Raw genomic sequence first — 15,181 nt, 5'->3', positions numbered from 1 at the left:
GTCGGCGCCCACCCTCCCTAGGTGTCGCGTGCCACCACCTCCATCGGCAGGGTGATCGCCAGGGGGAGGTGGGGTTCGCCCGCGAGTTGGGCCTTGAGGTGCCAGGCCGCGGTGGCGCCGAGGTCTTCGGGCCGGTGCTGGATCGTGGTCAGGCGGGGGGTGGTCGCGGTGGCGAGGCCCGTGTCGTCGAAGGTGATGAGGGTCCTCGTGTGGCGCAGGGCCGGGACGGCGAGGGTGTCCGTGGTGCAGAAGACGGCGTCGAAGCCGGTCAGGGTGGCGAGTTCCGCGTCGACGGTTTCGGGCGTGCAGGGGATTTGTGCCACGGGGGTGCGGCCGATCTCGTCGAGTGCGCGGCGGAGGCCGGTGAGGCGGTCGACGGTGGGGCTGGTGTCCGGGGAGGTCAGCAGTGCCGCGACGTTGGTGGTGCCGCGGGCGATGAGGTGGCGTCCGGCCAGGAGGCCGCCGGTGAGGTTGTCGGGGGCGACGTACGGGACGGTGGGGTCGGTGAGCGGGCGTCCGATGTGGACGCTCGGGATCGTGGTGGGGTGCGGGTGGGATCCTAGGACGATCGCGGCGTCGGCGGTGCGGTCGAGGTCTTCCGGGTCGATGAGGACGACGATCCGGAGGTCGCGCAGGCCCGCCGCCGCGCCGCGGAGGATCGCGGTCAGGTGCGGGTGGTCCCCGGTGATGGCGATGGCGACCGTCTCCGGCCGGTGCGCGCGGCTGGCCAGGGACCGGGCCGACGCGTTGGGGACGTAGCCGAGCGCGTCGGCCACCGCGCGCACGGCCGCCCGCGTCTCCTCGCTGACCCCCGGGCCGTTGTTGAGGACGCGCGAGACGGTGGAGCGGGAGACGCCCGCGTGTCTGGCTACCTCTTCGAGGTTCACGGGCGGCTCCCACGGTTTATCCCTGTGCGGCCATCACCCCGGCGACGATCCGGCGACCCAGGAGGGTGAATACCACCAGGACGGGAATGGAAGCCAAAGTGGTTCCGGCCAGAACCAGCGGATAATCGACGTAGTGGCCGGCCTGCAACCGCTCCAGGGCCAGCGGGACGGTCGGATTGTCCGGGTCGAGGGCCACCAGGGGCCAGAGGAAGTCGTTCCAGCTCGTCATGAACGTGAACATGGCCAGGAACGCCGCCGCGGGCAGCACCGACGGGACGCAGACGTGCCACAGCACCCGCCCGGTGGAACACCCGTCGAGCCGGGCCGCCTCGACGAGGTCGCGGGGGACGGCCGAGAGGGTGTACTGCCGCATCCAGAAGACACCGAGCGCGGTGACCAGGTTGGGCACGATGACCGCCCGCAGGTCGCCCGCCCACCCGAGCTCGGCCATGGTCAGGTACAGCGGGATGACCCCCAACTGGGTCGGCACGGCCAAGGTGGCGACGACGCAGGAGAAGAGCCGGTCGCGGCCGGGGAAGCGCAGCAGCGCGAACGCGAACCCGGCCATCGTCGAGAACACCACCGTCGACACGGTGACCGTGCCCGCGACGACGACGCTGTTCCCCAACGCCCGCCAGAACGGCACGGTGTCGAACACCCGCGCGGCGTTGGCGAGGAAGTGGCCGCCGGGCAGGAGCGGGGGCACCGGATCAGCGGACGTCTCGTGGCCGGCTATGAGGAACGACCAGTAGAACGGGAACACCGAACCGGCGACGAACGCCACGAGCAACCCGTACACCCAGAACCGCGCCCGCCGCCGCGCCGGGTGGCGGCGAGTCCTTGGGGGGTGGGGTGGGGCGGGTGCCTGCCCGGTCATCGGGTCGGGCCCGCGAGGTGGCGGGTGAGGACGTGGTTGGCGACGGCGACCAGGGCGACGAGCAGGGTGAGGGTGCACGCGATGGCGGAGGCGTAGCCGAGGGACTGGTTGTCGAAGGCCGACTGGTAGAGGTACAGGTTCGCGGTCTGGAACTGGTGCGTCGCGCCGCCGTTGGTGCCGGGGAGGGGGTCGAGGAGTTTGGGCTCGGTGAACAGTTGCAGGCCGCCGATGGTGGAGGTGACCACGACGAAGACCAGGGTCGGGCGGAGCAGGGGGAGGGTGATCGCGGTGAACCGTCGTACCGGGCCCGCGCCGTCGACGGTGGCCGCTTCGTGGAGTTCGCGGGGGATGGCCTGGAGCGCCGCGAGGACTATCAGCGCGTTGTAGCCGGTCCAGCGCCAGTTGACCATGGTGGCGATGGCCAGGTGCGACGCGAAGCGGTTCGACTGCCAGTCGACGGGGGTCAGGCCCAGGTGTTGCAGGACGGCGTTGACGAAGCCGAACGTCGGACCGAACAGGTTGGCGAACACCACCCCGACCGCCGCGACCCCCATGGCGCACGGCAGGAGCACGCCGACCCGCCAGGCCGTGGGGGCGCGGAGGCGGGTGTCGAGCAGCGCGGCCAGCAACACCGCGATCACCACCTGCGGGACCGTGGTCATGGCCAGGATGCTCAGGGTGTTCGCCAACGCCCGGCCGAACTGCGCGTCCGAGAGCAGGGCCGCGTAGTTCCCCAACCCCACGAACCGCGTGGGGCCGTCGAGCAGGTCCCAGTCGTAGAGGGACACGAAACCGCTGTAGAGCAACGGGAACACGCCCACCAACGCGAAGACCAGGAAGAAGGGGGCGATCAGGAGGTATGGCTCCACTGTGGACTTGACAGGGCGACGGCCGGCCGGCACCGCCAGTGGTCCGGGAAGTGGAACCGTGTCCGGGCAGGAGGGGCGCGCGGTGGTGCGCGTGTTCATCGGGTGATCTTCTTCGCGCCCTCCACCGCCTGCCGCCACCCCTCGTCCGGGCTCGCGCCCTCCTCCACCGCGCGCAGCGCGGGCGCGATGACGTTCTCCTGGATCCGGCCGTCACCCGGCCCCTTGTACTGCGGCTCGCCCACCTTCTGCGCCCGGCCCGCGAAGAGGGCACCGGTGTGCGCGCCGCCGAAGTAGGGGTCGGTGGTGCCCAGCAGTTCCGGCGCCGTGAGGGCCGCGCGCTGGCTGGGGAAGTTGCCGGTCTTGGCGAACGCGCGGATCTGCTGCTCCGGCGCGGTCAGCCAGGCGGCCAGCGCGGCGGCCTCCCGGGGGTGGGCGCTCTGCTTCGGCACGGCCAGGTACGAGCCGCCCCAGTTGCCCCCGCCGCCGGGGAACGCGTCGGCCACCGCCCACCGGCCCGCGTTGGCCGGGCCCGCCTGGGCCTTGATGACGCCCAGCATCCACGACGGGCACGTCTTGGTGGCGAACGCGCCCGCGGCGAAACCCGCGTTCCAGTCCGCCGAGAACGCCGTGAGCCGGGCCGACTGGCCGCGCCCGCCCGCCGCCGTCACCAGGTCCCAGTTGCGCCGGATCGCTGGGTCCGACTCGATGGCCAGCGCGTCGCCGGTGGTGAGGTAGCCGCTGGGCAGCTGGTTGTGCATGGCGTTGAAGATCTGCGAGTCCGAGTCGAACCACGCGCGGCCCGCGCGCGCCACGAACGCGTCGCCGGTGGCGAAGTACGACTCCCAGGTGGCGAACAGCGGCGCGACGCGCTCCGGGTCGCCGGGCAGCCCGGCCGCCTCGAACAGGTCCCGCCGGTAGCACATCGCCAGCGGGCCGACGTCCGTGCCGTAGCCGACCACCCGGCCCGCCTTGTCCCGCCCCGCCGCGTACTTCCAGTCCAGCCACCGGTCCGGCCGCACGTCCGGTGGACCGATCTCGGCGAGGTCCTGGAACAGGTCGGACCGGGCCAGCGCGTCGGCCAGGTAGCCCTCCTCGACGGCCACCACGTCCGCCGCGCCGGAACCGGCCCCCAGCCGGGTGAACAGCCGCTGGTGGTACGGCCCGCCCTGCCCGGTGCGCTCGTGCCGGACGCGCACCCCCGGGTGCGTGGACTCGTACTCCGCCAACAGGTCCTCGTAGCCGAACTCGGTGAAGGTCGAGATCGACAGCTCGACCCGGCCCGCGGCCTCGCCGGTGCCGCAGGCCGCGCTCGCGGCCAGCAGCGCCAGCGCGGACACCACGGGAAAAGCCTTCGAGAAAACCTTGTGGAACAGGGTTTTCCTGGACAGAAGACGCACGACAACCCCTCGGTTCGACGGCGGATTCCGGGAACGCTCTCGGCGCAACGTACCGAAAAAGTGTGTCGTGGGTTACACAGCGGTGTCAAGGCTGTCGAGATTTACCCGTGGACGAGCCGTTTCGTGTTCGTCGCCGGGAACGCTCCCCATCACCGTGTGGCCGGGACCGCCTCGGTGGTGCCTTGGTCGGTCGCGGGCGGGCGCAGCGGAACCGTGATCGTCTCGGTCACCACGACCGGCTGCGGCGGCGTCACCTGCGGCGTGCCGGGCCGGAGCAGGAAGGTCAGCACGACAGTCAGCAGGCTCAGCGCCGTCGAGGCGACGACGAGCCGCACGAGCAGTTCGACCTTCTTGCGCAGCAACAGAACCGCGCCTGCCAAATCCCGGTCCTGCGGGTCGTCTCGATCGGTCCGCGCCGGTTCGGTGGACCGTGCCACCCGAGGGCCCGTGCGGGTGTCGACCGCGGGCGGTTTCGCGCGCTGCCGCCGCTGTTGTCCGCTCGGGGGCGGAGTACTCGCTCGCCTGCGGCCTCCGTCGAGCAGCGCGAGGACGCGTTCGTCACGGGTGTTGAGGCCCACGAGCCGCTCGTTCGTCGCCCGCGCGTAGTCATCCGGGGCGCGGAAGTACTCCGCCACCAGCGAACTCGCCAACGACGCGACCGCGTCGCCGCCCGTCGGGGGCTGGTCGGTGACCCGGACGCGCGTGGTCACGCCCGCGTCCGGCGGCTGCCGCAGGCACCAGAACCTGGGCGACCCGCTGCCCGCGGCGTCCGCGCCCGGGATCGTGTCGGAGTGGTCGTAGGTCGAGTAGGTCCACCCGAACCTGTGGTCCATTGTGGAGAGAACCGGGTCGAGCACCTCCCGCACCACCGTGAGCACGGGGAGCGGGTCGTCGTCGAGGACGAGCGTGTAGCTCGACGCCTGGTGGGTGAGCACGGCCTCGACCAGGTTCCGCGCCGTGGTCGACCACCGGGCTTCCGCCTCCTCCCTGGCCCGCGCGCGCCAGTCCTCGCGCAGGCGCCGCCAGGAGTCCGCGCGCACCGGCGGGAAGCCGTCCGGGTCCGGGTCGGAGTCGGCGGGCCACCCGCTCCAGTGCGCGACGTACATGGCGAACGGATCCAGGTCCACCGGGTCGCCCAGCACGGCGTGCGCGGCGTCGAGCCCCGACTCGGACGACCGGAACCGGGCCAGCAGCGCGGCGGTGTTGTCGTGGAACTTGACGTAGGAGAACGCCCGGTCCGGCACCCACGGCCGGGAGTCGCCCCGGTGGATGGGGGTCAGCCGGGTGAACCGGCGCAGCTTCGCCTCCCACCGCGCCGCCTCCCGCGGCGGCAGGTCCGGGGTGCCCACCCGCGGCACGGGTCCCCCGCCGCCGAAGTCGAAGTGGATCTGCTTGACCCCGAGGTGACCGTCGTGCGGGCGCGTCACCCGTTCTTGCCGTTCAAACATCCGCCACGCTCCGCCACCCGGTGGCCCCCGGTCCAATTCCCTAGTCGGCCTACCCCCGGTCGCCGTTACCGGCGGTGCGTCCACGCCGACAAGCGACCACAAGGAGGGTGGTCGGCGTCGCAGGTCAAGGGAAAGCGACTGCTTGCCATCGATTCCCGGTGAGCGGTCAGGACTTGGCGCGGGCCTCGACCGCGGCGGCCAGGTCGCTGAAGCGCGGGGTGGTGAGCACGGTCCGGGTCTCCAACGCGTCCACGCCCAGCCGCGCGCGGACCCGCGTGGCCAGCCGGGCGGCGGTCATCGAGTCGCCGCCCAGCGCGAAGAAGTCGGCGTCGGGGCGGACGGCGGTGGTGCCGAAGAGGTCGGCCCACACCTCGGCGAGCACCACCGACGCGTCCGTCACCACGCACAGGCCGACCGGCGGGAGGTCCGCCAGGTCGCGCACCAGCTCGACCCGCCGCAGCCCGAACGCCTCGGCCAGGCAGCCCGCCGTCGGCCAGAGCGGCGGCGGTACGCGCGGGGCCTGCGCGCGCGGGCGTCTGCACGCGTAGACGACGTGCCGGGAACCGGTCACCGGGCCGCGCTCGCTGGTCGCCGTGAAACCCCGTCCCCGCAACAGCTCCAGCGCGGCGGCGGGCTGGCCGCGCGCGTCGTCGACGGCGACCGCGACCTGGTCGATGAGCGACCAGGTGGTCTCGTCCACGCCGCCGAACACCTCCCACCCGGCGCCGTCCACCTTGAGCAGGTCGACCCGGCGGCCCGCGACCAGCTCGGGGATCGTCGGCACCGCGGGCCCGCCGGCGCGGCCCACGGCGGCGGCGACCACGGTGACATCCACCGAGTGCAGCTCGGCGTTCACCTCGATCGCCCGCACTGCGGCCGGTGCCGGTTCCACCGCGGTGATGTGGGCGCCGGGGCTGTGCGCGGCGGCCAAGAGGGTGAACAGGCCCGTGCCCGCGCCGACGTCCACCACCACCGCGTCGTCCGGCAACGCCACGCCGTGGCGCAGGTACGCGTTGTCCGCCCACACTTCCCGGTAGGCCGCGTTGGTCCGGGCGCGGTCGGTGCCCGCCACCAGCAGGTCCGTCGACGGCTCGTGCCAGGCCAGGCCGTCGGGCAGGTCGGTGGTGACCGCGTGGTGCAGCAGCGGGGCGGTGAACTCGTCGGGCACCACGTAGGCCGTGCGGTCGCGGACGACCGCGGTCGCCACCGCCTGGTGGGCCAGGACCGCGCGGAGCAGCGCGGCCGGGGTGTCCACTGTGGTCACGTCGGGGCGGCGCCGGTCCTCGCTCACGCGACCGCTCCCGGGCGGTCGACCCGCGGCGGCGCGTCTCGACTCGGCACGGGCCTCCTCCGGTTCGTCGCGCCGCCCCCGGGACATGGTTCGACCACCGTGGGACCGGCACGGCGGAATCCTTGCGGGGAGCGGGGTTCGGCTGGATCCGCGGCCGCCGGAACGGGGTCGGGCGGCGTCCTGCCATGGTGCAATGGGGGTCGCTCTCCGTCAACCGCTGATCGCACTACGTCTTGGGAGCGCTCGCGGATCGCCTGTGCGAAAGGAGCCGTGGACCCATGCTGGACCAAGTACGGGACCCGCAGACCACCCGACCGGGGCACCGGGGTGTGCCGGATCCGTTCCGACGGGCCGGATCGCCACGCAGCGTGGTCGTGGTGCCCAGTCTGACCCTCGACAGCGCCGGATTGGCCAAGCTGCCCGGCGCGAACCACTACGAGGAGCGGATGCTGTTCCTGCTCCAGAGCCTGCGCGACCCGGGCACCGAGGTAACCTACGTGACCAGCGCGGGTTTCGCCCCCGAGGTGGTCGACTACGCGCTGGACCTGGTGCCCGCGCTGCCCCGCGGCCACGCCCGCAGGCGCCTGACGATGCTCGACTGCGCCAGCCGCGAACCCGTCCCGCTCACCGCGAAGCTGCTGCGCCGCCCGGACCTGCTCGACCGGGTCCGCGCGGCCATCCCTGATCCCCGCGATGCGGTCCTGGTGGCGTACAACGGATCTCCGCTGGAACGCACGCTGGCGGAGACAATCGGCATACCGCTGTACGCGCCCGATCCGGACCACTCGTTCCTGGGCAGCAAAACCGGCGCGCGGCGGCTGTTCGCCGAGGCGGGTGTCCCGGTGGTGGAGGGCTTCGACGGCTTGCGCGACACCGCCGACGTGGTCGCGGCGCTGGCCGAGCTGCGCGCCCGCGACAGCACGCTCGGCGGTGCGATCGTCAAGCTCAACGAGAGTTTCGGCGCGGGCGGCAACGTGCTGTTCTCCTACGCGGGCGCGCCCCCTACCGGGCTGGCGGACTGGGTGCGGCGGGAGTTGCCGGTGCGGGCGGTGTACGTGGCGCCACCGGACACCTGGGAGAACTACAGCGCCAAGCTGGACACCATGGGCGGCGTGGTGGAGCGGTTCGTGCAAGCCGACGAGATCACGTCCCCGTCCGCCCAGGTCATGCTCTCCCCGGACGGCACGGCCCGGGTGGTGTCCACGCACGACCAACTGCTTGAAGGAGACCCGAAGCAGATCTTCGTGGGCTGCGTCTTCCCGTCCAATCCCGCCTACCGCCTACCGATCCAAACCATGGCACTACGCGTGGCCCACGCCTTGGCGGCGCGAGGGGTGGTCGGCATCGCGAGCGTGGACTTCGTGTCCGCGCGCACGGGGAACCAGTGGCGCCACTACGCGTTGGAGATCAACCTGCGGATGGGAGGGGGTACGGCACCGTATTTCCTGTTGCACGGGCTGGTGGAGGGCGAGTACGACCCAGCCACCGCCGCGTACTACGACACCGCAGGCGCCGAGCGGTGCTACTTCGCGTCGGATCGGGTGTATCGCACGGAGTACCAGGTGTTGTCGCCGACGGATGTCATTGACACGTTGGTGGACAACGGACTCCACTACCGCACCGGAACGCGCACCGGCGCGGTCGCCTACATGCTCGGTGCTCTGGAAATAGGCCGCTTTGGCATCGTAGTGGTGGACGAGACGACGACGGCGGCTGAGGTCAAGTACCGCAAGATGTTGACCGCCATCAACAACCGGGCCCGTGCCAAGTCGACCATACCAGTCCAAATCGGACGCGCGTGAGCGTAGTGGGACTTCCGCGTCGACGGATCGAGGAAGCCCCGGCCGCCGGTGGGCGGCCGGGGCTCCCCGGGTTCGGGGTCAGCCGAACAGCGGGCCGGTCTTGCAGGTGGCCGTGGGGAGGGCGCGGTCGATCAGGTAGCGGTCATACGCCTGGAGGGCGCACGGCTCGCCGAGGGCGCCGTGACCGTAGGTGTCCACGGTCAGCAGTCGCGAGTTGGGCATCAGGCGGTTGAGCGCCTTCGCCCCGCTGATCGGGGTCGCCGGGTCGTGGGTGTTGCCCACGACGAGGATCGGCGCGGCGGTCCAGACCTGCCAGGGACCGCGGAAGGCCGCCTGGTTGGTGATCGGCCAGTCCCGGCAGGCGGAGCCGTCCCACGTCCAGAGCGCGCCGTAGCCGGGCGCGGTGCGCTCGGCCCACGCGGCGGTGCGCTGGACCGCGCCCCGGTCGCGCGGGTTCGCGCTGTCCGAGCACGCCACACCCAGGTAGGGCAGGTTGGTGATCGGGTCGGTGGTGGGGCCGCTGCCCGTCGGGGACGGCGGCTGCTCCTGCGTCCACGGCGGTGGCGGCGGGACCGGGGTCCCCTTCTCCACCGCGCGCATGGCCCGGTAGACGTAGTCCACCAGCTCCATGATCCGCGGGTACGCCTCCCGCGTCTTGGACAGGTCCGCCAGCAGCTGCACCGCGGACTGGTACGTGACCGTCTCCGCCGGCAGCTCCAACGGACCCCGCTTGAGCCGCGCCATGACCGCGTCGTACTTGGCGCGGACCGACCCGGCCGCCGGGCACTTGGCCTTGCCCGCGCGGTCGCACTCGGCCAGCGCGCTGGTGATCGCCTCCCGGGTGCCGTCGCCCGAGCCGATCCGGCCGGTGAACAGGTACCCCCGCTCCGCGCCCTCGCCGGTGGACCAGGCCACCGGGTCGAGCACGCCGTCGACGATGATCGACCGGACCCGGTCCGGGTACATGGCCGCGTAGGTCGCGCCCATGTAGGAGCCGTACGACACGCCGTAGAAGTTCAGCTTGTCGTCGCCGACCGCGCGGCGCATCAGCTCCAGGTCGCGCACGGTGTCCGCGGTGGACATGTGCGCGAGGATCGGGTCGCCGCGCTCGGCGCACAGCGCGCGGACGTGGTCGTCGTAGGCCAGGCGGGCCCGGGTCTGCTCGGCGCCGACCGGGAACGCCTCCTCGGGCGTCGCGGGCGGGGCCGGGTCGCCGGGCTGGGCCGCGCACCTGACCGGCGCGCTGCCGCAGCCCTCGGTGACGCAGTTCTTCTCGCCCGCGATGCCCCTCGGGTCCACCCCGACGATGTCGTAGCGGGCCCGCACCCGGGCGCCGAAGGCGCTCGCGACGTCCAGCGTGAAGTCGGCGGCCGACCCGCCGGGGCCGCCGTTGTCGACGAACAACGTGCCGATCTTGTGCCGGGGGTCGTCCGCCGGGCGCTTGGTCGCCCGCAGGGTGATCTTCGGACCGCGCGGGTCGGCGTGGTCCAGCGGCACCGGCACGGCCGCGCACAGCAGTTCCCGGTCGGTCGGACAGGGGCGCCAGTCGAGCCTCGGCAGGCGGTCCCCCGCGGCGGCGACCCCGGGCACGGTCCCCGCCGCCAACGCGGCCACCGCGACAGCGGCCACGGTTCTTCTCACCATGTCATCCCCTTCTCGCCCCGGTCGTCGGGGCGCGCCACCACTGTCGCGAAGGAGGACCGCCCACCGACTCACACCGTGGGCTACACCTGAGATCATCCCGTGGAGGTATTGCCGCACGTCCATAGTGGACAAGTTGGGCACCGGCCGCCGATCGTGGAAAATGCCCACCGTGTCCAACCAGTGCCCGTGCGGAACAACCACCCCCTACGACGCCTGCTGCGGCCCCGCCCACGCGGGCACCCCGGCCCCCACCGCGGAGGCCCTGATGCGCTCCCGGTACGCGGCCTTCGCCCTCGGCGATGTCGACTACCTGCTGCGCACCTGGCACCCGACCACCCGCCCCGAGACGCTCACCCTGGACCCGGCGCAGCGGTGGACGTCCCTGACGATCGTCACGACCACCGGTGGCGGCTTCCTGCACACCAAGGGCACGGTGGAGTTCACCGCTCACTACACCCACGAGGGCCGCCCCGGCACCCTCCACGAGGTGAGCCGGTTCGTCCGCGAGTCCGGCCGGTGGCTCTACGTGACCGGGGAGGTCTCCTGACGGTGCACCCGATCACCGGCCCCGAGGAGGTCCCCCTCTTCTGCCGACCGCCGTACGTCCTCAACGACGAGGTCGCGGACGACCTGGCGGCTGGCCGCCGCCGACCGGAACGGCTGTGGGTCGCCCTCCGGGACGACCGGCTGGTGGCCAGGGTCGGCTGGTGGGGGCGCGCGGGGGAGGACGCGCCGTTCCTGCTGGACATCTTCGACACCGAGGACGTGGTGGTCGGCGAGCACCTGCTGCGCACGGCCATGGCGTCGGCGGCCCCGGCCCGGCCGCACTACCTCCGCACCGTCACGGCCGAATGGCGAACGGACCCCGCGACGACCCGGTGCGTGGCGGCGCTGGAGCGGACCGGGGCCTGGTTGCTGGCGGAACGTGTGCGGTTCGAGTGGCGTCCCGGTACCCCGGTGCCCCCGTCCAGCGGTCGCCTGGTGTTCCGGTCGGTGCGGGACACGGGGGAGATCCTGGACCTGATGACCAGGGCCCTGGACGGCACCCTGGACGCCCACAGCCTCGACGACCTGACCCGCCTACCGCCCCGCGCGGCGGCGACCCGCCACTTCGACGACGAACTGGCCCGCTTCCACAGCCCACGCTCGTGGTGGCGGGTGGCGACGTTGCCCGGTGGTGAGCCGGTCGGGTTCATCACGCCGGGGCGCAATGATTACAACGCGGTGATCGGGTATCCGGCTGTGCTTCCTGAGCACCGGGGGAACGGGTACATCAACGACCTCCTGGCGGAGGCGACGCGGATCCTTGCGGCACAGGGGGTTCCGCGCATCCGAGCCGCCACGGACCTCGACAACACCCCGATGGCCGCCGCCTTCACCAGAGCCGGCTACCTCGACGTCGAACGCACGATCGTGATGGCTTGGTCCAAGTAGGACTTCGGCGGCCGGGGAGTCGACTTCGAGGTGCTCGTGGTCGGAGTCCAGCAGGACGGGACGTCGGCGAACCACTCGCCGTCATCGAGGTCTCAGCGCAGCCAGGCGTGGCGTGGGCGGGGCTGTGCGCGGCGGCGATCGCGGGCTGGCCGTTGAGCCGCTGGGGCTCGTGCCCCGGTGCGAGACGTGGGCAAGACATCTCCGCCTGACCTCGATCCCGTGAGTGGCGAGTTCCGGGGCCGCCCCGGGCATGTGGTTGCGCGCGTCGCCGGTCGCCGGGTTGGCGATCTCGAAGGCGGCCATGCCCATCTGGCGCGGCAAGCCACTCTGACGGTCGCCTCGTCCTTGGCGTTCGTGGAGCTGTGAGGCGCCGGGTTTGGTGGGTGTGCTTTGGCGGGGTTGGTAAGCGTGAGTTGTGTGGCGAGAAGCACTGGCTGGGGTTGAGCGGCCCGACAGTGGAGTTGGCCGGGCACGGGTGGTGAAGAGTGACGTGCGTAGTCGGGTGAAGGGTTTGGCGGGCGGTGTCTGGCGGTGGTTCGGATGGGTGTCGCGGGGTGGGGTGAGCGGGCTGGTCGCAGGGGCGGGTGGGGTTGGGGCGTTGGTCGTTCGTCGGTGTGGGGGGATGTCTCTTTTGAGTAGCTGGGGAAACGAGCGCGGGGCGGCGTAGCGAGGTTGTGGTGGGGCTGGGTCGGGTGGGCCGGGTTTGGTGGCTGTGCTTTGGCGGGGTAGGTACGCGTGAGTTGTGTGGTGGTTGGGCGGTCGACGGTGAGGTCGGCCGGGCACGGTTGGTGAAGGGCGATGTGCACAGTCGGGTGAAGGCCTGGAGGGTGGTGCCTGGCGGGATTGGGCGTTGGCCGTTCGTCGGCATTGGGATACCTCGGTTGAGTGACTGGGTGGGCATGAAGGCGGGACTGCGCAACGAGGTGGCGGTGAGGGCTGGGTCGGGTGGGATGGATTCGGTGGGCGGTGGGGGTGAGCCGGGTTGGTGGCTGTGCTTTGGCGGGTCAGTACGCCTGAGTTGTGTGGCGGGACACGGGCTGGGGTGGGGCGGCTGTCGGTGGGGTCGGCCGGGCACGGTTGGTGAAGGGCGACGTGCGTAGTCGGGTGATGGGCTTGGCGGGCGGTGCCTGGTTGTGGTCCGGGCGGGTGTCGCGGGGTGGGGTGAGCGGGCTGGGCGCAGGGGCGGGTGGGGTTGGGTATTGGTCGTTCAACGGTGTTGGGAGATACCTCTGTTGAGTGGCTGGGGACCGAGGGCGCGACGGCGTAGCGAGGTCGTGGTGGGGGCTGGGCCGGGTTTGGTGGGTGTGCCTTGGCGGGGCAAGTAGGCGTGAGTCGTGTGGTGGGTGGGCGGCTGATGGTGGGGTCGGTTGGGCACGGTTGGTGAAGGGCGACGTGCGTAGTCGGGTGTTGGGCTTGGCGGGCGGTGCCTGGTGATGGTTCGGGCAGGTGTCGCGGGGTGGGGTGAGCGGGCTGGGCGCAGGGGCGGGCGGGATTGGGGTGCTGGTCGTTCGTCGGTGTTGGGGATGCCTCGGTTGAGTGGCTGGGGGAACGAGCGCGGGATGGCGTAGCGAGGTCGTGGTGGGGCTGGGGCGGGTGGGTCGGGCTTGGTGGGTGTGCGTTGGCGGGGCAAGTACGTGTGAGTCGTGTGGTGGCGGGGCGGCTGACGGTGGGGTCGGCCGGGCACGGGTGGTGAAGGGCAATGTGCGTAGTCGGTGGAGGATTTGGCGGATGGCGTAACGAGGTCGTGGTGGGGGCTGAGCCGGGCGAGCCGGATTCGGTGGGTGGTGGGGTTCCGGGGTGACCTCGATTCGGTGAGATGTGCTGGGCTGGGGTGCCGTTGGTTGACCGGCGCGGCACTGTCGTTGTCGGTCAGTGAAGGAATCGGCCGGTGGGGGAGGCCGATGGGCCGTGGTGGGGTCAAGCTGTGGCCAAGCACACGGGAAGGCAGGGCGTATGGACGTCATCGTGGTCGGAGCGGGCTCGGCTGGCTCGGTCGTGGCGCGTCGGCTGGTGGACGCGGGGGCGCGGGTCACCTTGCTGGAGGCGGGCGGTCCCGACACCAACCCGGCCATCCACGACCCCTCGCGCGCGGGGGAGCTGTGGCACGGCCCCGAGGACTGGGACCACTACACCGTCCCCCAGCCGCACGCCGGGAACCGGCGGTTGCACCTGCCGCGTGGCAAGGTGCTTGGCGGGTCGCACTCGCTCAACGCGATGATCTGGGTGCGTGGGGCGGCGCAGGACTATGACGGGTGGGGGCAGCCCGGGTGGGCCTGGCAGGACGTGCTGCCGGTCTACGAACGCATCGAGAAGGATCTCCTTCCGGTTGTCGCCAACGAACCCCTGCACCCCATCCAGCAGTCCATGCTGGACGCGGCCGAGCAGATCGGCATCGAGTTCAACCCCGACTACAACGCCGGGTCCCTCGACGGCATCTCGATCGAGCAGATCACCGCCCGCGACGGGCAGCGGGTCAACACCTGGATCGCCTACGGCAGGCCGATCCTGGGGGCCGACAACTTCACCGTCCACACCGGAGCCCTGGTGCACCGCCTGCTCCTCGACGGCACCCGCGCGGTCGGTGTGCTCGTCGAGATCGACGGTGAGCTCCAGGAACTGCGCGCCGACCAGGTCGTGCTCGCCGCGGGTGCGCTGGCCTCACCCGCCATCCTGCTGCGCAGCGGCATCGGCCCAGCCGACGAGCTGCGCGCGGCGGGCATCGAGGTCGTCGCCGACGTCCCGGGTGTCGGCCGCAACCTCCACGACCACCTGCTGGCGCCGGTCATCTACGCCACCGACCGCCGGGAGGTGGAGCCGCCGAGCGCCGGGCGCTCGGTGACCCAGACGCACCTGTTCTGGCGCAGCCGCCCCGACCTGGACGTGCCCGACACCCAGCCCATCCACTTCAGCGTGCCGATGTACCAGCCGGGGATGTCCGGGCCGGCCACCGGCTTCTCGCTCATGGCGGGCATCGTGACCCCGCGCAGCCGCGGCAGCCTGCGGGTCACCAGCGCCGACCCGCGCGACGAGCCGCTGATCGACCTGGCCGCCCTGGAGCACCCCGACGACTTCGCCAGCCTCGTCGCGTCGGTGGAGCAGTGCAGGCGCCTCGGCGCCGCGCCCGCGCTGGCCGAGGAGTGGGGCGCCCGGGAGATCTACCCGGAGCCCGGTGCCGACGTCGAGGACTACGTGCGGCGCAACGCGATCACCTACCACCACCAGGTCGGCACCTGCAAGATGGGCACGGACGCCGAGTCGGTCGTCGGGCCCGATCTGCTCGCCCACGGGCTGACCGGTCTTCGGATCGCCGACGCGTCGATCATGCCCACCGTGCCGACGGGCAACACCAACGCCCCGGCGGTGCTGATCGGCGAGCTGGCCGCGAACTTCATCCTGGCGTGACCGCCGGTGCCGGGCGGTACGCGAGTGCCGCCCGGCACCGGGACGGGTGACAAGGTCGACAAGGGCAACGACGGGGACAACGGGGACGACATCGTGGTTCTCCTGGCATTCGATGGGGCGAGTCCGGATT

Annotated in this window: 11 protein-coding genes; 4 read left to right on the top strand and 7 right to left on the bottom strand. The window is 72.0% G+C overall.

Translation table 11 applies throughout. The annotated features are described in order from the left end of the window. Positions 1-17: 17 nt before the first annotated feature. The 6 genes from V5P93_RS29380 to V5P93_RS29355 form a co-directional block, all read right to left on the bottom strand. The gene (locus V5P93_RS29380; RefSeq protein WP_104481152.1) at positions 18-887 is read right to left on the bottom strand and encodes a LacI family DNA-binding transcriptional regulator; all 870 of its coding nucleotides are present in this window, start codon (positions 885-887) and stop codon (positions 18-20) included. Between the two features lie 16 nt (positions 888-903). Next, positions 904-1,764, bottom strand: a complete 861-nt coding sequence (locus V5P93_RS29375; RefSeq protein ID WP_104481153.1) for a carbohydrate ABC transporter permease — start codon at positions 1,762-1,764, stop codon at positions 904-906. Then, positions 1,761-2,633: a carbohydrate ABC transporter permease gene (locus V5P93_RS29370; protein WP_374065100.1), complete on the bottom strand. Its 873-nt coding sequence runs from the start codon at positions 2,631-2,633 to the stop codon at positions 1,761-1,763. Before V5P93_RS29370 ends, V5P93_RS29375 begins: the two co-directional genes overlap by 4 nt. Before the next feature lie 95 nt (positions 2,634-2,728). Beyond that, on the bottom strand, positions 2,729-3,973 hold the full coding sequence (locus V5P93_RS29365; protein WP_104481155.1) for an ABC transporter substrate-binding protein: 1,245 nt from the start codon (positions 3,971-3,973) through the stop codon (positions 2,729-2,731). 206 nt (positions 3,974-4,179) lie between these two features. Then, entirely contained in the window at positions 4,180-5,478 is a 1,299-nt protein-coding gene (locus V5P93_RS29360; protein WP_146108201.1) for a hypothetical protein, read from the bottom strand. 166 nt (positions 5,479-5,644) lie between these two features. Beyond that, the gene (locus V5P93_RS29355) at positions 5,645-6,769 is read right to left on the bottom strand and encodes an FkbM family methyltransferase (protein WP_181043684.1); all 1,125 of its coding nucleotides are present in this window, start codon (positions 6,767-6,769) and stop codon (positions 5,645-5,647) included. Between the two features lie 377 nt (positions 6,770-7,146). On the opposite strand from V5P93_RS29355, the gene V5P93_RS29350 reads away from it, so the two are divergent. Continuing rightward, positions 7,147-8,571 carry a peptide ligase PGM1-related protein gene (locus V5P93_RS29350; RefSeq protein ID WP_245931512.1) on the top strand — a complete coding sequence of 475 codons (1,425 nt, stop codon included), beginning with the start codon at positions 7,147-7,149 and terminating at the stop codon, positions 8,569-8,571. A gap of 78 nt (positions 8,572-8,649) precedes the next feature. Here V5P93_RS29350 and V5P93_RS29345 read toward each other — a convergent pair whose 3' ends face one another. Further along, complete coding sequence (locus V5P93_RS29345; RefSeq protein ID WP_104481159.1) at positions 8,650-10,215, bottom strand: alpha/beta hydrolase; 1,566 nt, start codon at positions 10,213-10,215, stop codon at positions 8,650-8,652. Between the two features lie 160 nt (positions 10,216-10,375). Between V5P93_RS29345 and V5P93_RS29340 the strand changes: the two genes are divergently transcribed. The 3 genes from V5P93_RS29340 (at position 10,376) to V5P93_RS29330 (ending at position 15,051) form a co-directional block, all read left to right on the top strand. Continuing rightward, positions 10,376-10,762 (top strand): YchJ family protein, encoded by a 387-nt coding sequence (locus V5P93_RS29340; protein ID WP_104481160.1) that lies wholly within the window; start codon positions 10,376-10,378, stop codon positions 10,760-10,762. Between the two features lie 2 nt (positions 10,763-10,764). Beyond that, positions 10,765-11,649, top strand: coding sequence for a GNAT family N-acetyltransferase (locus V5P93_RS29335; protein ID WP_104481161.1), 885 nt, complete (start codon positions 10,765-10,767; stop codon positions 11,647-11,649). A gap of 1,953 nt (positions 11,650-13,602) precedes the next feature. Further along, positions 13,603-15,051, top strand: a complete 1,449-nt coding sequence (locus V5P93_RS29330; protein WP_104481162.1) for a GMC family oxidoreductase — start codon at positions 13,603-13,605, stop codon at positions 15,049-15,051. The last annotated feature ends 130 nt before the right edge of the window (positions 15,052-15,181 follow it).

This window comes from Actinokineospora auranticolor (assembly GCF_041897805.1).
GTDB lineage: Bacteria > Actinomycetota > Actinomycetes > Mycobacteriales > Pseudonocardiaceae > Actinokineospora > Actinokineospora auranticolor.
Note: the sequence above shows the minus strand (reverse complement) of the source record. Positions and strands in the feature narration are given on the sequence as shown.

Coding starts and splice junctions, on each gene's coding strand:
- V5P93_RS29375 (WP_104481153.1), bottom strand. CDS start 1,764: ATGACCGGGCAGGCACCCGCCCCACCCCACCCCCCAAGGACTCGCCGC.
- V5P93_RS29360 (WP_146108201.1), bottom strand. CDS start 5,478: ATGTTTGAACGGCAAGAACGGGTGACGCGCCCGCACGACGGTCACCTC.
- V5P93_RS29345 (WP_104481159.1), bottom strand. CDS start 10,215: ATGGTGAGAAGAACCGTGGCCGCTGTCGCGGTGGCCGCGTTGGCGGCG.
- V5P93_RS29340 (WP_104481160.1), top strand. CDS start 10,376: ATGCCCACCGTGTCCAACCAGTGCCCGTGCGGAACAACCACCCCCTAC.
- V5P93_RS29330 (WP_104481162.1), top strand. CDS start 13,603: ATGGACGTCATCGTGGTCGGAGCGGGCTCGGCTGGCTCGGTCGTGGCG.